The 23,711-nt window shown below is 55.1% G+C and carries 17 protein-coding genes; 6 read left to right on the forward strand and 11 right to left on the reverse strand.

What is annotated here, in order from left to right:
- Positions 1-10 precede the first annotated feature (10 nt).
- Positions 11-3,286 (reverse strand): DUF5107 domain-containing protein, encoded by a 3,276-nt coding sequence (locus tag HMPREF3178_RS02875; RefSeq protein WP_029496793.1) that lies wholly within the window; start codon positions 3,284-3,286, stop codon positions 11-13.
- A gap of 112 nt (positions 3,287-3,398) precedes the next feature.
- On the opposite strand from HMPREF3178_RS02875, the gene HMPREF3178_RS02880 reads away from it, so the two are divergent.
- Together HMPREF3178_RS02880 and HMPREF3178_RS02885 are read left to right on the forward strand one after the other, a co-directional pair.
- Positions 3,399-4,595 (forward strand): ROK family transcriptional regulator, encoded by a 1,197-nt coding sequence (locus HMPREF3178_RS02880; protein WP_017145536.1) that lies wholly within the window; start codon positions 3,399-3,401, stop codon positions 4,593-4,595.
- 74 nt (positions 4,596-4,669) lie between these two features.
- Positions 4,670-5,092 carry a DoxX family protein gene (locus tag HMPREF3178_RS02885; protein WP_024274561.1) on the forward strand — a complete coding sequence of 141 codons (423 nt, stop codon included), beginning with the start codon at positions 4,670-4,672 and terminating at the stop codon, positions 5,090-5,092.
- A gap of 55 nt (positions 5,093-5,147) precedes the next feature.
- Here HMPREF3178_RS02885 and glyA read toward each other — a convergent pair whose 3' ends face one another.
- Positions 5,148-6,401: a serine hydroxymethyltransferase gene (gene glyA, locus HMPREF3178_RS02890; RefSeq protein WP_004104543.1), complete on the reverse strand. Its 1,254-nt coding sequence runs from the start codon at positions 6,399-6,401 to the stop codon at positions 5,148-5,150.
- 325 nt (positions 6,402-6,726) lie between these two features.
- Here glyA and hmpA point away from each other — a divergent pair, with 325 nt between their 5' ends.
- Positions 6,727-7,917, forward strand: a complete 1,191-nt coding sequence (gene hmpA / locus HMPREF3178_RS02895; RefSeq protein WP_017145535.1) for an NO-inducible flavohemoprotein — start codon at positions 6,727-6,729, stop codon at positions 7,915-7,917.
- A gap of 57 nt (positions 7,918-7,974) precedes the next feature.
- Here hmpA and glnB read toward each other — a convergent pair whose 3' ends face one another.
- The 5 genes from glnB to purL form a co-directional block, all read right to left on the reverse strand.
- Positions 7,975-8,313, reverse strand: coding sequence for a nitrogen regulatory protein P-II (glnB, locus tag HMPREF3178_RS02900; protein ID WP_002914032.1), 339 nt, complete (start codon positions 8,311-8,313; stop codon positions 7,975-7,977).
- A gap of 65 nt (positions 8,314-8,378) precedes the next feature.
- Positions 8,379-9,716: a two-component system response regulator GlrR gene (gene glrR / locus HMPREF3178_RS02905; protein WP_017145534.1), complete on the reverse strand. Its 1,338-nt coding sequence runs from the start codon at positions 9,714-9,716 to the stop codon at positions 8,379-8,381.
- A complete protein-coding gene (gene qseG / locus HMPREF3178_RS02910; protein WP_017145533.1) occupies positions 9,703-10,407 on the reverse strand; it encodes a two-component system QseEF-associated lipoprotein QseG in 705 nt (234 codons plus the stop codon). The genes glrR and qseG overlap by 14 nt, the downstream gene beginning before the upstream one ends.
- A gap of 13 nt (positions 10,408-10,420) precedes the next feature.
- Entirely contained in the window at positions 10,421-11,857 is a 1,437-nt protein-coding gene (locus HMPREF3178_RS02915; protein WP_024274562.1) for a sensor histidine kinase, read from the reverse strand.
- Positions 11,858-12,528: 671 nt separating this feature from the next.
- A complete protein-coding gene (gene purL / locus HMPREF3178_RS02920; protein ID WP_024274563.1) occupies positions 12,529-16,416 on the reverse strand; it encodes a phosphoribosylformylglycinamidine synthase in 3,888 nt (1,295 codons plus the stop codon).
- Between the two features lie 174 nt (positions 16,417-16,590).
- Between purL and mltF the strand changes: the two genes are divergently transcribed.
- The gene (gene mltF / locus HMPREF3178_RS02930) at positions 16,591-18,207 is read left to right on the forward strand and encodes a membrane-bound lytic murein transglycosylase MltF (protein WP_004104554.1); all 1,617 of its coding nucleotides are present in this window, start codon (positions 16,591-16,593) and stop codon (positions 18,205-18,207) included.
- Here mltF and tadA read toward each other — a convergent pair.
- Together tadA and yfhb are read right to left on the reverse strand one after the other, a co-directional pair.
- Positions 18,204-18,710, reverse strand: a complete 507-nt coding sequence (tadA, locus tag HMPREF3178_RS02935) for a tRNA adenosine(34) deaminase TadA (RefSeq protein ID WP_004104556.1) — start codon at positions 18,708-18,710, stop codon at positions 18,204-18,206. The genes mltF and tadA overlap by 4 nt on opposite strands.
- Before the next feature lie 58 nt (positions 18,711-18,768).
- The gene (gene yfhb / locus HMPREF3178_RS02940; RefSeq protein ID WP_004104558.1) at positions 18,769-19,404 is read right to left on the reverse strand and encodes a phosphatidylglycerophosphatase C; all 636 of its coding nucleotides are present in this window, start codon (positions 19,402-19,404) and stop codon (positions 18,769-18,771) included.
- A gap of 209 nt (positions 19,405-19,613) precedes the next feature.
- Here yfhb and HMPREF3178_RS02945 point away from each other — a divergent pair, with 209 nt between their 5' ends.
- A complete protein-coding gene (locus HMPREF3178_RS02945) occupies positions 19,614-20,462 on the forward strand; it encodes a MurR/RpiR family transcriptional regulator (protein ID WP_004104559.1) in 849 nt (282 codons plus the stop codon).
- 38 nt (positions 20,463-20,500) lie between these two features.
- Here the strand turns inward: HMPREF3178_RS02945 and HMPREF3178_RS02950 are convergent, their stop codons facing one another.
- The gene (locus HMPREF3178_RS02950) at positions 20,501-21,418 is read right to left on the reverse strand and encodes an oxidoreductase (RefSeq protein WP_016809504.1); all 918 of its coding nucleotides are present in this window, start codon (positions 21,416-21,418) and stop codon (positions 20,501-20,503) included.
- Between the two features lie 21 nt (positions 21,419-21,439).
- Positions 21,440-22,636, reverse strand: a complete 1,197-nt coding sequence (locus tag HMPREF3178_RS02955; RefSeq protein ID WP_004104562.1) for an L-lactate MFS transporter — start codon at positions 22,634-22,636, stop codon at positions 21,440-21,442.
- 116 nt (positions 22,637-22,752) lie between these two features.
- Between HMPREF3178_RS02955 and HMPREF3178_RS02960 the strand changes: the two genes are divergently transcribed.
- A complete protein-coding gene (locus HMPREF3178_RS02960) occupies positions 22,753-23,679 on the forward strand; it encodes a LysR family transcriptional regulator (protein ID WP_029496792.1) in 927 nt (308 codons plus the stop codon).
- Positions 23,680-23,711: the final 32 nt, after the last annotated feature.

Below are 23,711 nucleotides of genomic sequence, written 5' to 3' on the forward strand. Positions count from 1 at the left end.
CATTTGAGGTTCAGGAAAAAATGCCGCTTTGCAGGGCATGACGAATCAAATGCGCCTTATCATGAGCCGGGTTCAGTTGCAGAAGCCGCTGCATCGCCTGCTGGCTGGCGGATACATTCCCCAGCCCCAGATGGCCCAGCGCTTCAATAAACAAGCAGTGCTGCTGATGTTGCTGCTGCGCTGAGACATCAAGCACCACCAAATCCGGAAGAGAGACGGCAAAAAAGTCGGCTTGCGGAACGTCATCCCGATGCTGCCCGGCCCAGGTGATAAAATTCTGGAAGTGCTGCTCGGCCTGCGCCGGGTTACCGCTCTTACGCAGCGCGATGCCCTGCCAGAAAAGGTAATCAGCGGGCTGATCGTTGTAGTAACGCCCGGCGTCCAGCGTTGAGCCTCCTTGTAGGGCAAGCTGATAATATTCCTCTGCCTGCTGCGCATCCCCAGCCTGTTCCGTGCAGTAGCCCAGCAAATACCAGATATCGTTGTCCGTCTGCCCGGGCAGTCGCCCCTCCCCCAGATTATCGGGATAGCGTAATGCGTCTTTCAGACAGTCCGCAGCCTGCCTAAACGCCTCGCGTTCAATAAACTGCAAAGCCCGATGCAGCTGATTGAGCAAATACTGACCGGTGATTTTCCCTTCCCCGCCTTCCCAGGGATGAAACACGCGCGTACCGAGAATAGCGGCGGCATCGGCATAATGGCCGGAAGCATTCCACAGGCTTAGCAGCTCAGCGGTCAGATCGTCCCGCTTCAGCACCACCGATTTGCGCGCCGCCAGCTTCTCCAGTCGTTCGTTTACCGGCGTACCCAGTGATTTTTGCAGAAAATCAAGCTCAAAGAGGAAGCGCGCGTTTTCGGGCTCAAGCTCTACGGCGCGCTGTAGATAAGCCAGCGCCTGCGCTGCATCTTGTTGTTTGTTCCAGGCGTAAACCCCGAGCAGGCGATGAGCGGGCGCATAGTCGGGTGATTTTGCCAGCGTCTCGCGCCAGCAACTGACCGCCTCTTCATAGCGTCGTTTGCTGTACCAGAAGCAACCGAGCAGATAGCGGGCGAAAGCGCTGTCGCTCAGGGTTTGCAGCATCTGAACTTCTTCGAGCGTATTGGGGAAACGCACTTTTTGCGGATGGCAGCGCTCGGCTTCGGCAATCAACCATTGCCGTTTATTTGCGTCATCGCTTAACGAGGCTCGCCACAGCATCGGCAGCGCTTCCTGGCAATCCAGCACCTCAAGCATCTCTTTCGCCGCCTGCTTCTGTCCGATAGAAAGCAGCCAGCCCGCCAGCAGGCTGCCGTTGATCCCTCTGCGCCCCGTTACCCGCAGTAGGTTCTCTCGCGCTTCGTCGCTGGGCTCAATCATCCAGCGCGCGCAGTGCAGCGGATAGCTCAACGGGTATTGTTTAAGACAGGCGAAAATATACTCCTGCGCCGCTTTCGTCCGCCCGCTGTCCGCTAACGCCAGCGCTTTCAGCCCCATAGCCAGATTGTTGCTGGCGTTGAACTGCAGACTGGTGTTGACCTTTTCCAGCGCGTCGGCCGTATCACCACGCTTCATCGCCAGCCTTGCCAGCGCCCACCATGCAGCATCGCGGCAGTTACCGCTCCAGGATGCTTTGTAATAGTGATCCCAGGCGCCTTGTTCATCTCCCTGCCTTTCCAGCGCGCTGGCAAGCAGCATACTGGCTTCGCCATCGCGCGGATTTTTATTCAGACGATGGGCGCGAAGTAGCGCGGCGCGGGAGCATTGCTCCGCTAAAACCCAGTCGGCCTGGTTAAACGCCAGCGTCCCGAGGGCAACATTATTGCGATAATCCTGCGGATCGAGGGCTATCGCCCGGCGATAGTAATCTGCGGCATAGCGGCTGGCGTGATTGTATTGTTCAAGATGCTGGCCGATAAAATAGAGCTCATCACCGTTGTGAATCTCTTCCGGCATCGCTGGCGCTGAGGCCGGTTCGGGCAGCGGCGTCTGCTGAGTAATATGTTCGTGATAATCCAGTAGCACTTGCTTGTCTGCACTTTTCACCTTGATGGTCAAGCGACCGACGTCATGTTCCGGCAGCGTATGCCGCCAACTCTCGCCGGGCTTCAGCGTAAGCTGAGTTTCATACAGCGGCTGCTGTTCAGCACTGAGTTCAACAACGATATTTTCCAGCGGCGCAATGGCGTAAACGCCGAGCTGTAGCTGCTCAGACTCGCGAACCAGCTTCAGCGCCAGCTGCGTATTGGCATTTTGCACCATTCCCAGCTCGCTATAGGGAAGGAAATTTTGCACAAAAATCTTCTCTTCATAAGGCGCAAGCCAGGTAAAGTCAGGCTGGTTATCGGTGTAGACGCCAGTCATCAGCTCAATATAAGGGCCATTTTCGTCGGTCAGATTGCGGTCCCATGCCTGGCCAAAGTCGCCATAGCCCCAGCTCCACTGTTTTTTGCCCGGAGAGATGTGATGATCGGCAACATGCAGTAGCCCACCGCGCTCGTCATGGTGATAAGCGCCGACAAAATCGTAATCCGATTTCTCCGCCATATACGAGGTGGGCACAGGAACGTTTTTATAACGGGAGATATCGACGCCCGCAGAATAGTCGACTTTGTAGTAGGTACCGGTGGCAATAGGGAAAGCGGAAACATCGCGCTTGCCGTGATCGAACACGGCGGTGACGTCGGGCGGGAAAACGCTCTGGTGAGCATCGCCGCCTTTTACCGCCGGGTTGGCCCACCACAGGAAATGGCGCGGCGTGGCGTTACCATTAAAGACCTTACCGGTAATTTCAATCAGCGCGCGGTCAGGATAGAGAGTAAACCCGGTCATGACCTGCAAACCGCGCATGGGCTCCGCTTCCCCCATCCATACGGTCTGCACGCCGTTTTCCCCGCACTGGATCGAAAAGTCGACCGGCATAAAGGTCGTCGGGCGATGATGCTGCGGCCAGTTGAACTCGATACCGCCGGAGATCCATGGCCCCAGCAGCCCCACCAGGGCGGGCTTCACAACTTCATTGTAATACACGAAATCGCGCTGTTTAACCTTGTCATACGCCCGATGTATACGGCCGCCGAGTTCCGGTAACAGCATAATTCGAATGAAATCATTCTCCATCCATACTGCCTGATAATCGCGCATCTCACGTTCGCCGGTCAGGGTGTCAATCACGCCGTAGGGATAGACGTTACCTGAAGAACCTTGATAAACGCGTTTTTCCAGAAACATGGGGTTCGGATCCTCCGCCCCCGTTGTCCACGTAGGTAATGTAATTATTTCCTGCCAGACCTTAACCGAACCGTACATGACGCCTCCACTAAACAAAGTAAGGTAAAATTCGCTATGAGAGGAGTTTATATCGTCACTTAGCTGCTAAAATGCGCAATGCTCACGCAATAAAGTTAAGGGAGTTAAGTGTATGCAGCGTACCGGTTTAAATAATGCCCGGGTCAGACAGGCCAATAAATCCATTTTTTTGGCTCATCTCTGGCGGGAGAAGCAGCTGAGTAAATCCCAGCTTTCTCAGCTCACCGGACTCTCTATTCCGGCGGTGAGCAATATTCTTGAAGAGCTGCTCAGCGAGGGACTGATCGATCACTCCACGGAAAAAATGAGCAAACGCGGCGTGAACAGCGGAAGCTACCAGATCCCCGCGCGCGGAGCCTGGACGCTATGCATGAATATTACGCCGACCAGTATTGAGTATCAGCTTGCCGATGCCCGTCTACTGGCGGTTGACGGCCACCAGCATTTGCCCATCGATGCCCCTACGCCGCAGGCCCTTCTGGAGGCCATCGTGGAATGCTGGCGGCGTATCCACCGCCTCTACCCGCAGCACAGCATCAATCTCGCCCTTGGCGTCCATGGTCAGGTTGATCCGATCACCGGCGTTTCACAAACCATGCCCCAGGCGCGCTGGAAAACGCCGATTGAAATAAAGTATCTGCTGGAAGAACAGCTCGGCGTGCAGGTACGGGTAGATAATGACTGCGTGATGCTGGCGCTGGCGGAGAAATGGCAGCATCCGGGCCCACAACCGGATTTTTGCGTGATCAACGTCGATTACGGTATTGGATCATCGTTTGTGATTAACGATCAGATTTATCGAGGAAGCCTCTACGGCAGCGGGCAGATTGGACACACGATTGTGAACCCTGACGGCAAAGCCTGCGACTGCGGGAGATATGGCTGTCTTGAAACCGTAGCCTCCCTCAGCGCGTTGAAAAAACAGGCGCGGATGTGGCTTAAAACCCAGCCTGAGGCGCAGCGATCTCCGGAGCAGTTAACCACGGCATCGCTCATTGAGGCCTGGGAACAGGGAGACGTGCATATTCGCGCATGGGTTGATAACGCCGCCAACGCTATTGGCTTAAGTCTTTATAATTTCTTAAATATTTTGAATATTAACCAGATCTGGCTATACGGTCGCAGCTGTGCTTTTGGCGAACAGTGGCTGGAGAGTATCGTCAAACAAACCGGCTTTAATCCGTTTGACCACGGCGATACGCCGAGAGCGCATGCCACCCAAATCGGTTTTGGCACACTGACCCGCGCTCAGCAGCTGATGGGGATCGGTTATCTGTATGTTGAGGAGCAACTGCAGACGCTGCGTTAATCGTCAGGGGGACGTGGCGGAGCGCAAATTTGTGTATTACGTTTAAATCACACGTCTCTCATAACGAGCTGATCATGAACACTCTACGCTACTTTGACTTTGGTTCCTCCCGCTCTCTGCTGCTGCTGATTGCGCGTATCGCGGTAGTGGTGCTGTTTATTCTTTTCGGTTATCCCAAGCTGCTCGGCTTTAGCGGCACGGTGCAGTATATGGCCTCCTCCGGCGCGCCGATGCCAACGCTTGCGGCCATCATTGCCATTATTATGGAGGTGCCGGCGGCCATTTTAATTGTGCTGGGCTTTTTCACCCGCCCGCTGGCGGTGATCTTTATTTTTTATACTCTTGGCACCGCGGTGATTGGCCATCACTACTGGAATATGTCCGGCGATGCGGTACTACCGAACATGATTAACTTCTGGAAAAACGTCAGTATTGCCGGAGCCTTCCTGCTGCTGGCAATAACCGGGCCCGGAGCGATTTCGCTCGACCGCCGCTAATCAACAGGCACAAAAAAGGCCGCATCAGCGGCCTTTTTTAGCTCAACGCTAACGCTTACGCATAGACCGGGAAGCGTGCGCAGATATCCAGCACTTTACCCTTCACGCGCTCAATGACCGCTTCGTCATTGATGTTGTCCAGCACGTCGCACATCCAGCCGGCCAGCTCTTTGACTTCTGCTTCCTTAAAGCCGCGACGGGTCACCGCCGGAGAACCGATACGGATACCGGAGGTCACAAACGGGCTCTTCGGATCGTTCGGCACGCTGTTTTTGTTGACGGTGATGTTGGCGCGGCCCAGGGCTGCGTCAGCTTCTTTACCGGTCAGGTTTTTATCGACCAGATCCAGCAGGAAAAGATGGTTTTCAGTGCCGCCGGAAACCACTTTGTAGCCGCGGTTCAGGAACACTTCGACCATCGCTTTAGCGTTTTTCGCTACCTGCTGCTGGTAAACTTTGAACTCTGGCTCCATCGCTTCTTTCAGCGCGACGGCTTTCGCCGCGATAACGTGCATCAGCGGGCCGCCCTGGGCGCTCGGGAATACGGCAGAGTTCAGTTTTTTGTACAGCTCTTCGCTGCCGCCTTTCGCCAGGATCAGGCCGCCGCGCGGACCAGCCAGGGTTTTGTGGGTGGTGGTGGTCACGACGTGAGCATGCGGAACCGGGTTCGGGTAAACGCCTGCGGCGATCAGACCGGCAACGTGAGCCATATCGACGAACAGGTATGCGCCGATGCTGTCAGCGATTTCACGCATTTTTGCCCAGTCAACCACGCCGGAATAAGCCGAGAAACCACCGATAATCATCTTCGGTTTATGTTCCTGAGCCTGCTTAGCCATATCGTCATAGTCAATTTTACCGGACTCATCGATACCGTAAGGGATGATGTTGTACAGTTTGCCAGAGAAGTTGACCGGAGAGCCGTGAGTCAAGTGGCCACCTTGCGCCAGGTTCATACCCAGAACGGTATCGCCCGGCTGCAGCAGAGCGGTATAGACCGCGAAGTTCGCCTGGGAGCCGGAGTGCGGCTGCACGTTAGCGTAGTCAGCGCCGAACAGTTCTTTAGCGCGGTCAATAGCCAGCTGCTCTACGATATCGACGTATTCACAGCCGCCGTAGTAGCGCTTGCCCGGGTATCCTTCAGCGTATTTGTTGGTCAGCTGAGAGCCCTGCGCCTGCATTACGCGCGGGCTGGTGTAGTTTTCGGAGGCGATCAATTCGATGTGCTCTTCCTGACGTACTTTTTCTTGCTCCATAGCCTGCCACAGTTCGGCATCATAATCGGCAATGTTCATTTCACGCTTTAACATCCGCATCTCCTGACTCAGCTAACAATAAAATTTCGGCCTAAAAAGGCGGTCCACCTGGACAACGGCCCACAGTATAACTGAATCATTCTGCGATAACAGGTCTTGACAAAGGATTTTACGCAAACGATTGGCTCCGCATTACACAAGGCTTTGAGCAATAAAGCACCTTCGATTATCAACGGATTTCTTTTCAGGTTTGTGATGCAAATAATTCATGTTGTAACTGTCTTAAGGTAAAGCGTTAAAGAACCATTTACAAAGCAGGGGTATTTTTATAAGATGCATTTAATATGCATCATTAAGATAACTTATAAAGGAAGCTGCTATGCTCGACGCCCAGACCATCGCTACGGTGAAAGCCACCATCCCCCTGCTGGTTGAAACCGGTCCAAAACTGACCGCTCATTTTTACGACCGCATGTTTGCTCACAATCCCGAATTAAAAGAAATCTTCAATATGAGCAATCAGCGCAACGGCGACCAGCGCGAGGCGCTGTTCAACGCTATTGCCGCCTATGCCAGCAATCTCGAGAACCTGCCCGCCCTGCTGCCGGCGGTAGAGAAAATCGCCCAGAAGCACACCAGCTTCCAGATTCAACCCGAGCAGTACAATATTGTTGGTACTCACCTGCTGGCGACCCTCGATGAGATGTTCAGTCCGGGCCAGGAAGTACTGGATGCCTGGGGCAAGGCCTACGGGGTGCTGGCCAACGTCTTTATTAATCGTGAAGCGCAAATCTATAACGAAAGCGCCAGCAAAACCGGCGGCTGGGAAGGCACCCGCGCATTCCGCATCGTCAAAAAAACGCCGCGCAGCGCGCTGATTACCAGCTTTGAATTTGAGCCGGTCGACGGCGGCTCGGTAGCGGAATATCATCCAGGCCAGTATCTGGCGGTCTGGCTGAAGCCGGAAGGTTTTCCGCATCAGGAAATTCGCCAGTACTCTTTGACCCGCAAACCCGACGGTAAAGGCTATCGTATCGCGGTTAAACGTGAAAACGGCGGCCAGGTTTCAAACTGGCTGCATGATTCAGCGAAAGAAGGCGACGTGATTTATCTGGCCGCGCCGGCCGGTGATTTCTTCCTCAACGTGGCGCCGGAAACCCCGGTCACGCTGCTCTCCGGCGGCGTCGGTCAGACGCCGATGCTGGCAATGCTGGACACGCTGGCAAAAGCGCAGCATCCGGCGCAGGTGAACTGGTTCCACGCGGCAGAGAACGGCGACGTGCACGCCTTCGCGGACGAAGTGAAAACGCTGGGTGAAACGCTGCCGAAGTTTACTTCTCACGTCTGGTACCGCAGCCCGAGCGAAGCGGACCGTGAATCCGGCGCGTTTGATAGTGAAGGTTTGATGGATTTAACGGCGCTGGCCGACAAAATCGGCGACCCGCAAATGCAGTTCTATCTCTGCGGCCCGGTGGCGTTTATGCAGTTTGCTGCGAAGCAGCTGGTAGATCTGGGCGTGAGCAGCGGCAACATTCATTATGAGTGCTTCGGCCCGCACAAGGTGCTGTAAACGGAGCGATAAATGCAGGCGGCCCGGGAATTCCGGACCGCCATCCGGTTTGACAGCTTAAATCGCCGCGTCGTCTTCTTCGCCGGTACGGATACGAATCACGCGCGCGACATCAAAGACAAAGATCTTACCGTCGCCGATTTTGCCGGTCTGCGCCGTACGGATAATGGTATCCACGCAAGTGTCGACGATATCATCGGTAACAACGATTTCGATTTTCACTTTCGGCAGAAAATCGACCATATACTCCGCGCCGCGATACAGCTCGGTATGCCCCTTCTGACGGCCAAAGCCTTTCACTTCCGTTACCGTCATACCGGTGATGCCGACTTCGGCCAGCGCTTCACGCACGTCATCCAGTTTGAAGGGTTTAATAATCGCATCAATCTTTTTCATGGTGTTCCTGTTTTAGTCGCGTAACCGGTTGCTAACCGTATCATAACTTGCGCCACCATCCGGAGCTACTCTTTAAAGTCGTTAGCGTCGAGCTCGTGGCGCGACAGCAGCTTATAAAATTCGGTGCGATTGCGCCCGGCCATCCGGGCCGCATGCGTGACGTTCCCTTTGGTAATTTGCAGCAGCTTGCGCAGGTAATTGAGCTCAAACTGATTCCGCGCTTCGACAAACGTCGGCAGCGCGGTGTTTTCCCCTTCCAGCGCCTGCTCTACCAGGGCGTCGCTAATGACCGGCGAAGAGGTCAGCGCCACGCACTGCTCAATCACGTTCACCAGCTGGCGCACGTTGCCCGGCCATTTAGCGGCCATCAGCCGCTTCATCGCATCCGTGGAAAATGCGCGGACAAAAGGTTTATGGCGATCGGCAGACTGGCGCAGCAGATGGTTCGCCAGCAGCGGAATATCTTCCGTACGCTCAGCCAGCGGCGGGATTTTCAGACTCACCACGTTGAGACGATAGAACAGATCTTCACGAAATTCGCCTCGCGCCATGGCCTTCGGCAGGTCGCGATGGGTCGCAGAAATAATCCGCACATCAATATCGATATCGCGATTGCTGCCCAGCGGGCGCACTTTACGTTCCTGCAGAACGCGCAGCAGTTTCACCTGTAGCGCAACCGGCATATCGCCAATTTCATCAAGAAACAGGGTCCCGCCTTCCGCGGCCTGGAATAGCCCCTCGCGATTGCTGACTGCGCCGGTAAAAGCGCCGCGCGCGTGGCCGAACAATTCTGACTCCAGCAACTGTTCGGGAAGCGCGCCGCAGTTAATGGCGACAAAAGGTTTATCACGGCGCGGGCTGGCGTTATGAATTGCCTGGGCGACAATCTCCTTGCCGGTACCGCTCTGGCCGTTAATCAGCACGCTGACGTCCGACTGCGCCACCATCCCGGCCTGCTCCAGCAGTCGCTCCATCAGCGGGCTACGGGTCACAATCGCCTGACGCCAGCGCTCGTCGGTGGTTGGCGCGCTCTGCTCCAGCGCGTCATCAATCGCTTTATAAAGGGCGTCTTTATCCACCGGCTTGGTGAGAAAGCTAAACACGCCCTGCTGGGTCGCGGCAACGGCGTCCGGAATGGAACCGTGCGCAGTGAGAATGATCACCGGCATCCCCGGCTGAACCTTCTGGATTTCGCTGAACAGCTGGAGTCCGTCCATCTCATCCATCCGCAGGTCGCTGACCACCAGATCGACCTTGTCGCGACTTAGCGTGCGCAGCGCCTCCGGCCCGCTCTCGGCGGTCACTACGCTATACCCTTCGCTGACCAGACGCATACCCAGCAGCTTCAGCAGCCCCGGATCGTCGTCCACTAATAGCAGACGGGCGGGTTTACGGATCGTCATGAATCACCTCCGGGACTTTATCGCCGCCGTGCCCGGCGTCAGAGCTGAAGTTCCCGCCGGGTTTACGGCTGGAGAGCTGACGCTCGATATCGGTGAGATTCTCCAGCTTGCGGGTCGTCAGTTCGAGCTGACTGCGTAGCTCAATTTCCTGCTGTCGCAGCGTCTCCAGCTCCGCATCGTTTGACTGCTGCAGTTTGGCGTAGCGGGAACGCTCGTCAATCAGCTGAAGCTGCCGGCCCTGGGCATCGCGCCAGAGCTGATAGAGCGGGCGCACCTGAGGGGCGATTTGCGGGCTGAAGCTATCCAGACTGGCGACCAGTTCCCGGCGCTCGTTAGGCGTAATTTTGGCATCAGCCAGTAAAATGCCGCGCTTAAAGGCATCCTGCCAGCTGTCGCCGCTGTGCAGCCGGGCCTCCGCCCGTGCCTGCACCGGAGCAAGACGATCGGCGCAGTCAATTCCACGCAGCCAGTAGAGCGGATTTTTGTCGCTGGCTTCGCTTTGCAGATTCCAGATATCAGCGCACTCCACCGAAAGAAAATCGGCGACCTGATGCTGCGGCAGCGCGGAGAGCGTTTTGCCATCCGCGGCGTATGGTGATGTAGAGGCGGAACATCCCGCCAGCGCCAGGCAGGAAATGCCTGACAGCAGCCATCCCCTGAGGGGACGGACAAATGCGAAGAAGTGGGACATATTCACCCGATAGTTAGACGTTATTTTTTCCAGACTCGGCGACGGGGAGCGTGATACGAAAACAGATTAGCCCTGACTTCTCATCAACCAGGCTCAGCTCGCCCTGCATTTGCCGTACGCAGTCGCGGGCAATGCTCAGCCCCAGACCGCTGCCTTTTACCGCCCCTTTACGCTGGTGGCTTCCCTGATAAAAAGGCTCAAAAATCATGTTTCTTTCTGCGGACGGGATCGGCTCGCCGTCGTTAATGACGTCAATGCGCACCTGCTCGCCGTGCCGATAGCTATGGATTCGAATGTTACCGGATTCAGCACCATAGTGCACCGCATTGGAGTAGAGATTATCCAGTACGCTCACCAGCAGAGCGGGCTCCGCTTCGCAAAAACGCTCGCTGAGCAAAAGTTCGGTATGCATCATTTTAGCTCTTGCCGGCAGGCTATGGGCAGAAACCACATTTTCCATCAGTTCGGCCAGGTTGACCGTCTCGCGCGCAATCGGGCCATCGGCCTGTTTGCGGTTATAGTCCAGCAGCTGCTCAATCAGCTTTTGCAGGTTGCGGCTGCTGTTATCCAGAATCTCCACGATCTCCTGCTGCTCGGGCGTCAGCGGCCCGGCCACCCGGTCAGCGAGCAGTTCCGTCCCTTCGCGCATGCTGGCCAGCGGCGTTTTCAGCTCATGGGAAAGATGGCGCAGGAACTGATGGCGCTGGGATTCCAGCCAGGCAAGGCGTTCGCTCAGCCAGATAATGCGTTTACCGACGGAGCGCAGCTCGCGCGGGCCGGTAAACAGCGCGGCATCGTCCAGCGATTTCCCCTCGCCCAGTCGGTTGATCATTCTTTCAATGCCCTTTACCGGGCCGATAATCATGCGGGTGAACAGCAGCACCAGCGCCAGGCTGAGCAGGAACAGCACCAGCGCCTGCCAGCCGAAGAACTGGCCGCGCTCGGCGATTTCCTGCTGCAGCTGCTGTCCACGAGAATAGACCACCGTCCGGGTTGCCTGGACCATGTCGCTATTGGCGGAAGCAAACGCTTCCAGGCTGACTGCTGACTTCGCCGCCGGGCCGCTATTTTTACACTGCAGCTCGGCCAGATCGTCGAGATCCTGACGCAGCGCCTGCCAGATTTTTTCATCAGGCAGAACGCCCGCGTGAGCGTCAAGCATTTCGCTGTAGCGTTGGCGTTGATTTTGATAGACCCGCGCCAGCGTCGGATCGTCCAGCACGCAGTACTGCCGGTAGCTACGCTCCATTTCCAGCGACGCGTTAATCATCGCCTCGCTGCGGCGGGCGTCGATAAGGGTGGTGCGATTAATATGCGCCGCCTGGGCGCTGAGGGCGTTAAGGCTTTGCCACGCCTGCCATGCCAGCACCAGCAGCGGAAGCAGGATCAGCACGAAGGATAGCGTGACCAGCTGGCGCAGCGAACGGGGGAAAAGGGAGAGTCGCTTCACGGATAGGGTCTCAATCATTAGCTCACTACGATGCTACCTGAATATACCCAATATACTCTATGGATTTTGAGTTACAGGAAGGCGGCAAAGCTGAGAATCCCCGGGAGCTTACTCAAGTAAGTGACCGGGGTGAACAGATGCGGCCAACGCACCTGTAGCACAAAAGACGACGAGTATAATAAAGCCAGGCTACGGGAGCCTGGCTTTATTAAGAAATGAGGCGGTGCCTTACTCGACGTTTCGCCCGATGACTGATAAAGCAGAGCTGTTATCAGGAGTTGGACGGCAGGCACCTGTTTGTGCGTCATTCGAAGTTTATGTAGCGCGTCCCGAAGGGGCTGACATAAGAAGGTGAATGAGCCACTGGTTATAATTATGCACGAACTATGCCACATCTCAAAACATTTCATTAACACAATGAAATATAATGTCTTTTTACTATTTATGGGCACGGATGATGATGGTCGCTTTTTGTACAAAGTGTCGCTTATTAGCAACATCGGGTGAATGATTCAGTGATGCCTTTATGAATCAATAAGTTAAATGTCACCTTTTGACGACACCACCATAGCGCGTTTGTCGGCGATCCCCGACACCTGCTTTCGAAGTACCCCACAAATAAAAAAGCCCCCTGCGTGGGCAGGAGGCTTAATTCGATTTGTAAACGATTTTTAGCCCAGCTGTTTACGCGCGTTGCGGAAAATACGCATCCACGGGCTGTCTTCGCCCCAGTTTTCCGGGTGCCAGGAGTTCGACACGGTGCGGAACACGCGTTCCGGGTGCGGCATCATGATGGTCGCGCGCCCGCTTTCGCTGGTTACCGCAGTGATACCGTTCGGCGAACCATTCGGGTTGGCCGGATAGTTTTCCGTCACCTTACCGAAGTTATCGACGAAGCGCAGCGCCACCAGGCCTTTACTTTCCAGCTGCGCCAGATGCGCACCATCGCGAACTTCCACCTGCCCTTCACCGTGGGATACGGCAATCGGCATCATCGATCCCACCATACCCTGCAGCAGCAGAGACGGGCTCTGCGTCACTTCAACCAGGCTGAAGCGCGCTTCAAAGCGGTCAGACTGGTTACGCACAAAGCGCGGCCACAGGTCGCTGCCCGGGATCAGCTCGCGCAGATTAGACATCATCTGGCAGCCGTTGCACACGCCCAGCGCCAGGGTCTGCGGACGATGGAAGAAGGTGGCAAACTCGTCGCGAACCCGCTCATTGAACAGAATCGATTTCGCCCAGCCTTCACCGGCGCCTAAAACGTCACCGTAGGAGAAGCCGCCGCAGGCCACCAGCGCCTGGAAATCAGCAAGACCGGTACGGCCCGCCAGCAGATCGCTCATGTGCACGTCGATGGCATCAAAGCCGGCGCGATGGAACGCCGCGGCCATTTCTACATGGGAGTTCACGCCCTGCTCACGCAGCACCGCGACCTTCGGACGCGCGCCGGTGGCAATATAAGGCGCAGCGATATCCTCATTGATATCAAAGGAGAGCTTCACGTTGAGCCCTGGATCGGCATCGTTGGCTTTCGCCTCGTGCTCCTGGTCAGCGCATTCCGGGTTATCGCGCAGACGCTGCATTTGCCAGGTGGTTTCTGCCCACCACATGCGCAGCGTGGTGCGGCTTTCGCTGAATACCGGATGACCGTCGGCCTCGATGACGAAGCGATCGCCCGCCGTAGCCTGGCCAATATAGTGAACGCAATCCGCCAGGCCATGAGCGGCCAACGTGGCTTCCACGGCCTGACGATCGGCGGCACGAACCTGAATGACGCCGCCAAGCTCTTCGTTAAACAGCGCGGCCAGGCGATCCTCGCCGAGCGCGGCGATATCAACGTTGACGCCGCAGTGGCCGGTAAAGGCCATCTCGGCCAGGGTGACCAGCAGACCGCCGTCGGAACGGTCGTGCCAGGCCAGCAGCTTATCTTCAGCCACCAGCGCCTGCATTGCGTCCCAGAAGCCTTTCAGCTGCGCGACATCGCGAACGTCGGCAGTCACATCGCCAAGCTGACGATAAACCTGCGCCAGCGCGGTCGCGCCCAGCGCATTGTTCCCCTTGCCTAAATCAATCAGCAGCAGGGCGTTGTCTTCGGTGGAGAGCTGTGGGGTGACGGTACGGCGTACGTCTTCCACGCGGGCAAAGGCGGAAATCACCAGAGACAGCGGAGAAGTCATCTCGCGCTGTTCAGCCCCTTCCTGCCAGCGGGTTTTCATCGACATGGAGTCTTTACCCACCGGAATAGTCAGTCCCAGGGCAGGACAGAGCTCTTCGCCCACCGCTTTTACCGCTTCATATAAACCGGCGTCTTCGCCCGGGTGACCGGCAGCGGCCATCCAGTTTGCCGACAGCTTCACGCGATTGAGCGCGCCAATCTGCGTCGCCGCGATGTTGGTCAGCGCCTCGCCAACAGCCAGACGGGCGGAGGCGGCGAAGTCCAGCAGCGCCACCGGCGCACGTTCGCCAATGGACATCGCTTCGCCGTAGTAGCTATCGAGGCTGGCGGTGGTGACCGCACAGTTAGCCACCGGAACCTGCCACGGCCCCACCATCTGATCGCGCGCCACCATACCGGTGACGGTGCGATCGCCAATGGTGACGAGGAAGGTTTTCTCCGCGACCGTCGGCAGGTGCAGCACGCGATTCACCGCGTCGGCAATCGTGATGCCCTGGCGTTGCAGACTCTGGCCCTGCGCTTTCAACGTCTGCACGTCACGGGTCATTTTCGGCGTTTTGCCCAGCAGCACGTCAAGCGGCAGGTCGATCGGACGATCGTCAAAATGGGCATCATCAAGGCTCAGATGCAGCGCTTCGGTTGCTTCGCCAATCACCGCGTACGGCGCGCGTTCGCGGCGGCACAGCTCATCAAACAACGGCAGTTGCTCCGGCGCAACCGCCAGCACATAACGTTCCTGCGATTCGTTACACCAGATCTCCAGCGGGCTCATGCCCGGCTCATCGCTGAGGATATCGCGCAGCTGGAATTTACCGCCGCGTCCGCCGTCGCTGACCAGCTCAGGCATGGCGTTCGACAGACCGCCAGCGCCGACATCGTGGATAAACAAAATCGGGTTAGCGTCGCCCAGCTGCCAGCAGCGGTCGATAACCTCCTGGCAACGACGTTCCATCTCCGGGTTATCGCGCTGTACGGAGGCGAAATCGAGGTCGGCATCGGACTGGCCGGAGGCCATTGAAGAGGCCGCGCCGCCGCCGAGACCGATGTTCATTGCCGGACCGCCGAGAACAATCAGCTTCGCGCCGACGACAATTTCGCCCTTCTGCACGTGTTCGCCGCGAATGTTGCCGATTCCGCCCGCCAGCATAATGGGCTTATGGTAGCCGCGCAGCTCTTCGCCGTTGTGGCTGGTTACCTTCTCTTCATAGGTACGGAAATAGCCGTTGAGCGCCGGACGACCAAATTCGTTGTTAAACGCCGCGCCGCCCAGCGGACCTTCAGTCATGATATCCAGCGCGGTAACGATACGATCCGGTTTGCCGAAATCTTCTTCCCACGGCTGTTCAAACCCCGGAATCCGCAGGTTGGAAACCGAGAAACCCACCAGGCCGGCTTTTGGCTTCGCCCCGCGTCCGGTGGCGCCTTCATCGCGAATTTCGCCGCCGGAACCTGTCGCCGCGCCCGGCCACGGAGAGATCGCCGTCGGGTGGTTATGGGTTTCGACCTTCATCAGAATATGCGCGTCTTCCTGGTGGAAGTCGTAGCGACCGGTTGCGTGGTCGGCAAAGTAGCGCCCCACGGCTGAACCTTCCATTACCGCGGCGTTGTCTTTATAAGCAGACAGCACGTAGTCCGGGGTTTTCTCGAAGGTGTTTTTGATCATTTTGAACAGCGACTTCGGCTGCTTTTCGCCATCGATGACCCAGTCGGCGTTAAAAATCTTGTGTCGGCAGTGCTCGGAGTTAGCCTGCGCGAACATATAGAGTTCGATATCGTTCGGGTTGCGGCCCAGCGTCTGGAAAGCATCCTGCAGATAGTCAATTTCGTCATCCGCCAGCGCAAGCCCCAGACGGAGGTTGGCGTCAATCAGCGCCTGACGCCCCAGGCCCAGCAGGTCAACGCTGGTGACCGGCGTTGGCTGATGATGGGCAAACAGTTTTTCACCCTCTTCCAGCGTGCCGAAAACGCTTTCCATCATGCGGTCATGAAGTTCGGCCGCCACCAGCGACCACTGTTCATCGTTGAGGCTGCTGGCTTCGACGTAATACGCGACGCCGCGCTCAAGGCGCACAATCTGAGACAGGCCGCAGTTATGGGCGATGTCGGTAGCTTTAGAAGACCAGGGAGAGATGGTGCCGGGACGGGGGGTAACGAGCAGTAGCTTGCCGGTTGGGGTATGGCTGCTTAAGTTCGGGCCATACTTGAGCAACCTTGCCAGACTCTCGCGATCGTTGTCGCTGAGCGGGGCGCTAAGGTCGGCAAAATGAACGTACTCGGCATATATCGTGCTGACCGGAAGGTTGGCCGCCTGGAAACGTGCCAGCAGTTTATTGATACGGAATGCCGACAGTGCAGGTGAACCACGCAAAATTTCCATCATAAGTCTCTCGTCTTCGAAGCTTTCATGGTGAGCCAGGGGGGAAACGGGCGCCATTATAGTGAATCCTGCGCCCCGACGAAACCGTTTGCGTAGAAATAAAATGATTGCCGGGGTTTATCAATAAATGTGACCCTCCTCGCGAATAAGTTGCCAACTGGCGCATTCTTAAGCAAAATGCCGCTCATTCCACGACAACCTTTTACTTATTCTGGTCATAGTCTGCTGAGGAACCCGAAGCTGCAGAAGATTAACTATCTGAAAAAATTAAAGATTAATTATCTGCTCATCGGCATTGTGACTCTCCTGCTGGCGGCTGCCCTGTGGCCGTCTCTCCCGTGGATGGGTAAGCCGGAAAACCGCGTGGCCGGGATCATGGCGCGCGGAGAACTGCGTATCAGCACCATTAATTCGCCAATGACCTTCGCGACCATTAACGATCGAACCTACGGTTTTGATTATGAGCTGGCGCAGCAGTTTGCCGACTACCTCGGCGTCGAGCTAAAAGTCACCGTCAGGCAGAATATCAGCCAGCTGTTTGATGACCTCGATGAAGGCAAAGCCGATATGCTGGCTGCCGGCCTGGTCTACAATTCCGAACGGGTGAAGAACTATCAGGTCGGGCCAACCTACTACTCCGTTTCGCAACAGCTGGTTTATCGCAAAGGCAGCCTGCGTCCGCGCAGCCTGGCAAATCTTACCGCCGACCAGTTGGCGATTGCTCCCGGACACGTGGCGATTAACGATCTTCAGGCCCTAAAAAAGCAAAAATACCCCGATCTCGACTGGCGCGTGGACGAGAAACGCGGGACGACGGCGCTGATGCAGGCGGTTATTGATGGCAAACTCGACTATACCGTTGCTGATTCGGTCGCCGTCAGCCTGTTCCAGCGCGTCCATCCGGAGCTGGCCGTCGCGCTTGATATCAGCGACGAGCAGCCGGTCACCTGGTTTAGCGAAAAAGGTGAGGACAACTCCCTGCCGGCGGCAATGCTCGATTTCTTCAATAATATTAACGAGGACGGCACACTGGCGAGGCTGGAGGAGAAATACCTTGGTCACGGCAACGATTTTGATTATGTAGACACCCGTACCTTCCTGCGCGCCGTGGAAAGCGTGCTCCCGGACCTGCAGCCAATGTTTGAAAAATATGCCCGTCAGATAGACTGGCGGCTGCTGGCGGCTATCTCATGGCAGGAATCGCACTGGGATCCGCAGGCCACCTCCCCGACCGGCGTTCGCGGCATCATGATGCTGACCCGCAATACCGCTCAAAGTCTGGGCCTGACCGATCGTACCGACGCCGAGCAAAGCCTCGACGGCGGCATGCGTTATTTACAGGATATGATGAATAAAGTGCCGGAGTCGGTCCCGCAGGATGAACGCATCTGGTTTGCGCTGGCGGCTTACAATATGGGCTACGCGCACATGCTCGACGCAATGGCGCTGACGAAAAAGCAGAAAGGCAACCCGAATAGCTGGGCCGATGTGAAGCAGCGTCTGCCGCTGCTAAGCCAGAAAAGCTACTACAGCCGGCTGAAGTACGGCTTTGCACGCGGCCACGAAGCCTACGCCTACGTCGAAAATATCCGTAAATATCATATTAGCCTCGTGGGCTATCTTTCTGAAAAAGAGAGAAAGGACGCCCAGATAGCGGCACTAGGCGAGCACTATCCGGCAGTCATGCCGGAGGAGCTGGGTAAGGAAGAGCAGTACGCCATGTCCTTTTTCAGCTTCCGCGCAGAAACGCTGGTGGACAACGCGAAGCTGAAAATCCCCGGTACGGGGCATTAACCTTCCACTTGCCGGCTAGCTCGCTTCAGCGCTTTTTTCTCTTCGCGTCGCCAGCGGAAAAAATCGCTCAGCATGCCGGAACAGGCCTCAGCCAAAATACCTTCCGTTATCTCGACCCGATGGTTCATTCCCGGATGGTGCAGCACGTCGATGAGCGACCCGGCTGCGCCGGTTTTCGCATCTCTGGCGCCAAAAACCAGCCGAGAGATGCGACTATGGACCATCGCCCCGGCGCACATCACGCAGGGTTCAAGGGTAACGTACAGCGTTGCGTCAATCAGACGATAGTTTTGCTGCACCAGTCCGCCCTGACGCAGCGCCATAATTTCGGCGTGCGCGGTCGGATCGTGACGTCCGATTGGCCGATTCCAGCCTTCGCCGATGACCTGATGATTATGCACCAGTACCGCGCCGACCGGCACTTCGCCCTCTTCCCAGGCGCGTTTCGCCAGCGTCAGAGCGTGACGCATCCAGTATTCATCATTTAATTCATGGTCAGACAAAGCGGGCACTCCTGCAGAAAAGCGGGGCGCATTATACATGGACGTTATGTATTACACACTATTCTAACTGCTGAAGATCGCCCTGCGGCGTCACCCGCCAGCGGTGCTGGCAAAAATAGAGCAGCGGGTTATCCTGCTCGCTGTCGCTGTAGCCGCTGTACAATCGCAGCGGAGCGCCGATTTTTTGTTCCAGCTGCGCCACTTTTTCATTGCCGAGGCAGCGCAGGGTTAATCCCCAGCCGCCGCAACGACGCTCCATCCGGCTGGCGATCAGGTTCACTCGCGGCAGCCAGGGAGTATCAAAATAAACCTGCTCAACCAGCGACTGCGGCGAGCCGGTAATCAGCCAGACGTCCGCATCGGTGCTGGTCAGATAGTTGTTGAGCCGCGCCTGTACTACCGGGAACGCCGTGACGTGCTGGCGAAACCAGCGGGCGAAACTCGCCTCAAGGCGTTTCAGGTGACGCTCGCTGCGGCCAAAAGTTGACGCCCACAGCAGCAGGCTCATCGGCCAGCGCGCAGCGCGTCCGAACAGCATCAGCCCGGCGGCAATAACCGGTAATAAAGGAATCACCAGCAGGACATTTAGCGGCTGGTGGCGCAGGACATAGCGCAAAAAGCTGCCGAACATATCCTGCTGATGTAAGGTTCCATCCAGATCAAAGAAAACCACTCTCCGCGTACTGCTATTCAAAACCCACTCCCCTGAACGATCGCCTGATAACCAATAGCTTAGCAGTCTTAAGCTGCGAATAGCGAAAACATACGCTGTTGTTGAATCCGGATTAAGAAAACGCTTCTGCAGAGAAATCTGAAGCTCAGAATTTTTAATTCGCAGTAATCCTCTTATAATCGAATACAAAATTCTTTCAGTCGAGGGTGAAGCCGTCCTCCGGAGCCGCTATGAACTGTTTGACCCGTATTCGCCAGCGCTACCCAACGCTGGCCGCAAGCGATAAAAAACTGGCCGATTTCATTCTGGCCCAACCGGATAAAACCCGCCACCTTAGCTCACAACAGCTGGCGGGCGAAGCCGGGGTCAGCCAGTCAAGCGTAGTCAAATTTGCGCAGAAGATGGGTTTCAAAGGTTTTCCGGCATTAAAGCTGGCGTTAAGCGAAGCCCTGGCAAGCGCCCCTACGCCACAGTCCGTGCCGGTACATAATCAGATCCGCGGCGACGATCCTCTCCGTCTGGTAGGCGAAAAACTCATTAAAGATAATATCGCGGCCATGCACGCTTCGCTGGACGTCAACGCCGAAGAGAAGCTGTTCGAAGCCGTCACGCTATTGCGCCACGCCCGCCGGGTCATTATTACCGGTATCGGCGCGTCGGGGCTGGTGGCAAGAAACTTCAGCTGGAAGCTGATGAAAATCGGCATTAATGCCGTGTCAGAACAGGATATGCATGCGCTGCTGGCGACGGTACAGGCGATGTCGCCGGACGATCTGCTGTTGGCTATCTCCTACTCCGGTGAACGACGCGAGATCAACATGGCGGCTGGTGAAGCGTTACGAGTAGGAAGCCAGATCCTGGCGATCACCGGATTTAACCCTAACGCTCTTCAGCAACAGGCGACGCTGTGCCTGTATACCATAGCGGAAGAACAGGCTACGCGCAGCGCCGCGATCTCCTCTACCAGCGCGCAGATGATGCTGACCGATCTTCTGTTTATGGGACTGGTGCAGCAGGATCTTGAGCGTGCCCCGGAGCGGATTCGCCATAGCGAAGCGCTGGTGAAAAAGCTGGTTTGACAGAGGCTCTTTCGCACCATGCGAAAGAGCCTCTGGGTTTATTGCGCTTCTTTTGCGTGAATAAGCTGCGTCAGAAGCGTATTCACCGGCACGGGGATATTATTCTGCATGCCAATTCGCGCGATGGCGCCGTTTAAATAGTCAATTTCCGTAAGTCGCCCCTTTTGCAAATCCTGATACATAGAGGGATAGTGATGGCCGCTTTCGCGCGGGTCGAAGACCTTCTTCACCGTATTCATTACCATCTCTCCGCTCAACGGAATATTCTGGCTGGCGGCAACTAATACAAATTCATCCACCACCGCCTGCGCTAAATCTAATGCGCCCGGCAGTTGACCGAAGCCGCCGACATTACAGTCCAGCAGCGCGCAGTAGGTATTCATCACGCTATTAAAAGCCGCTTTCTTCCAGATCGATAAGAGTACGTCAGGGCTTATTTCAGCATTCAATCCGGCGCTATTGAGAACGGCAACGATATTTTCTTCCAGAGCGGCGTCCTGGCTGGCAACCGGTTGCAGTTCAATCGTTCCGGTACCGGTGGCCATAATATGCCCGGGGCCCTCCAGTTCACTGGACCATAGCGTCACGCCAGCATAAATTTTTTGCCGATCGACGTATTTCTCCAGGGTTTCAATATTTCCGAGGCCATTCGATAAAATCATGACGACCTTCGCGGCTGGCAGCAGCGGCTTAATATGCTGCAGCATGCGATCGAGCTGCATGGCTTTAGTAAACAGAATAATCAGCTCAAACTCCCCCTGCGATTCATCAGCCAGCATTGCCGAAATGGGGTAATACTGCTGGCTTACTTCCGTTTCGACAAACAGCCCGTTGCTGCATATGGCGTTGACATGTTCGTGCCAGCCATCGATAAGCGTCACGTCGTGCCCGGCCCCCAGCAGCATGTAGCCAAAACGACAGCCCATAGCCCCGGCGCCTGCGATTGCAATTTTCATCTTTATTTCCTTACGCTTTGATCAATGAATTTTGGCTAAAACCACTGCGATATATTTTTTGGTAATCAGGGTTAATACGACACCAATAAGCAATAGCGCCACGGTCAGGATAAATACCGTGTTGTAGCTTCCTGTGTATTTTGCAATGGCGGAGGTTACATACGGCGCAATAACTGCGCCGACGGCAAAGCCAAAATACATAAAGCCATAATTGAGTCCCTGATTGCGCATCCCAAAATTCTGACTGGTCAATCCGGGAAAGATAACTAATATACCCGCATAAGCAAAGCCCACGCCCAGAGCGCTGAAGTAGAATACCGCCGTATTACCATTAAAGAATAATAACAAGAGCATGCAGAGGCAGGTAAAAAGATAAACGATTATCAGTGTATTATATCCTCCAAGCTTATCGGTTAATCCCCCCCAGAATAAACGGCCAATAGAATTAAATATCGATACCAGACTGACAACCAAGGCGCCAGACAGTAAACCATACTGCATCATACCAATTTGCGCTGAACTTGAGCTGATGACCATTCCGGAGAAAACGCCCAAAGCCAGAATGACGAATAGCAGCCAAAAACGGAGATCCTTTAACATATGTCGAAAGTCTTTATCCAGTGGCGATGCTTTAATTTCGCCACTATCTTTCGCTGGCGCGCTACGAATAAAAAACTGAACAATGAAGATAACCACCAGATATACAATACCGAGATATAATAAGGCCCGGCTGACATCGTGCGTTTGCGTCATAAAATATTCAGCCAGGCGGGTGCAAAGTAACGTACCCACGCCAACTCCGGCCAGGACAATACCGCTGGCAAGACCTCGGCGATCGGGGAAAAACTTCAGAATATTATTCAGATTGCCGGTAAAAGCAAGGCCGGAACCGAGCCCTGCAATGACGCCATAGGTTAAGAATAGCATTGGCAAATTATCCACGAATCCGGATAGGATAAAGCCTAAGGAGAACAGGATACCGCCGATAACTATCGCCTGCTTGCCTTTACCATTATCGATCATTCTCCCACCCCAAATCATGGGTAAAGGAATGATCCCCATATTGATAGAGAATGCTAAAGCCAGCGTAGCCGGGTCCCAGTGATATTGCGCCATTAATGGCGTTTTAAAATAGCTAAAGGCGTAGACGCCTCCGAGTACAAAATTTATGCACACGTGGGCTGCAAGCATTCCCCAGCGGTTGATTGATGCTGTCATAATTATTCCTTTTTTAAAATGCACTGATCACAGTTTAAAAAAAGCAAAATAGGCAAACAATTTGGTATTTTTTATAATCGTTATAACAAAACTCAATCGATTGGTATCTGACCTTAATGAATATCAAGCAGCTGCACTCTTTTCTGATATTGTGCGATGAACGGCATTACGGCCGGGCAGCCGCACGCTTGTTTATCACTCAGCCATCATTAAGCCAGCAAATAAAACAACTTGAGTCATCACTCAAAACAATATTATTCTCACGAAGAGGGCGAGGTATTGAATTAACAAAAGCCGGAATTATATTGCAACAACACGCTAACAAAATAATGGTGGATCTGAAAAATGCAGAGAACGAACTTCTGCCTTATCAGAACCAGCAACGGGACACAATATCTATTGGCGTGTCAGGCAGCTATCTGGTTCTGCCCGCCTTTCGTAGCTTTATGGCGCACCATCCGGCGATCTCTTTAAATGTTAAGGAGTTCTCTACGGAGCAAACGATAAAAAAACTGACGGACAGCGCCGTCGATATTGGCATTGTTTACCGAACGCCCCTCCCCGCCCAGCTTAGCTCGACGATGCTATTTGAGGATGAAATTATCGCCGCCATTCCGCTTTCGCATCCTCTGGCGCAGTACGAGCGTATCGATCCACAGGATTTAAACGATCAATCCATTATAGTGCTCAATGATTCCCTGCTATTGAGAGGCATCATCACGACTGAATTTAATCACCGCAAGGTCGTTCCCAACATCATCTGCGAGCTGGATAACCACTATTCGTGCCTTGAATATGCTGAGGCCCAGATTGGTATCGCCTTTATTACCCGCTCGTTAACCCGTTTGTCCACGCCGAAAAACGTTCGTCTGGTTTCCCTGAATATTCCTGCGTTCTTTATTCCGGTGATGCTGGTGCATAGCAACGACCTTTCGCTGGACAACGCGACTATCTGTCTGCTCAAGCAGATCAAAAATTTTTACACCTTTGAGGGCCAATCAGCGGTGGAAAAGAGCTGGCCCGAGCGAAAAATGGGCGTATAATGCCCGCCCTGTTTGTGTTGTTTCTGAGAAAT

Origin of the sequence: Klebsiella sp. HMSC09D12 (assembly GCF_001808475.1) — a bacterium.
Classification (GTDB): Bacteria; Pseudomonadota; Gammaproteobacteria; order Enterobacterales; family Enterobacteriaceae; genus Klebsiella; species Klebsiella oxytoca.

Excerpts from the sequence above, each read along its gene's own strand:
- HMPREF3178_RS02875 (WP_029496793.1), bottom strand. The coding sequence starts at position 3,286 with ATGTACGGTTCGGTTAAGGTCTGGCAGGAAATAATTACATTACCTACG.
- HMPREF3178_RS02880 (WP_017145536.1), top strand. The coding sequence starts at position 3,399 with ATGCAGCGTACCGGTTTAAATAATGCCCGGGTCAGACAGGCCAATAAA.
- HMPREF3178_RS02885 (WP_024274561.1), top strand. The coding sequence starts at position 4,670 with ATGAACACTCTACGCTACTTTGACTTTGGTTCCTCCCGCTCTCTGCTG.
- glyA (WP_004104543.1), bottom strand. The coding sequence starts at position 6,401 with ATGTTAAAGCGTGAAATGAACATTGCCGATTATGATGCCGAACTGTGG.
- hmpA (WP_017145535.1), top strand. The coding sequence starts at position 6,727 with ATGCTCGACGCCCAGACCATCGCTACGGTGAAAGCCACCATCCCCCTG.
- glnB (WP_002914032.1), bottom strand. The coding sequence starts at position 8,313 with ATGAAAAAGATTGATGCGATTATTAAACCCTTCAAACTGGATGACGTG.
- glrR (WP_017145534.1), bottom strand. The coding sequence starts at position 9,716 with ATGACGATCCGTAAACCCGCCCGTCTGCTATTAGTGGACGACGATCCG.
- qseG (WP_017145533.1), bottom strand. The coding sequence starts at position 10,407 with ATGTCCCACTTCTTCGCATTTGTCCGTCCCCTCAGGGGATGGCTGCTG.
- purL (WP_024274563.1), bottom strand. The coding sequence starts at position 16,416 with ATGATGGAAATTTTGCGTGGTTCACCTGCACTGTCGGCATTCCGTATC.
- mltF (WP_004104554.1), top strand. The coding sequence starts at position 16,591 with ATGCCGCTCATTCCACGACAACCTTTTACTTATTCTGGTCATAGTCTG.
- HMPREF3178_RS02945 (WP_004104559.1), top strand. The coding sequence starts at position 19,614 with ATGAACTGTTTGACCCGTATTCGCCAGCGCTACCCAACGCTGGCCGCA.
- HMPREF3178_RS02950 (WP_016809504.1), bottom strand. The coding sequence starts at position 21,418 with ATGAAAATTGCAATCGCAGGCGCCGGGGCTATGGGCTGTCGTTTTGGC.
- HMPREF3178_RS02955 (WP_004104562.1), bottom strand. The coding sequence starts at position 22,636 with ATGACAGCATCAATCAACCGCTGGGGAATGCTTGCAGCCCACGTGTGC.
- HMPREF3178_RS02960 (WP_029496792.1), top strand. The coding sequence starts at position 22,753 with ATGAATATCAAGCAGCTGCACTCTTTTCTGATATTGTGCGATGAACGG.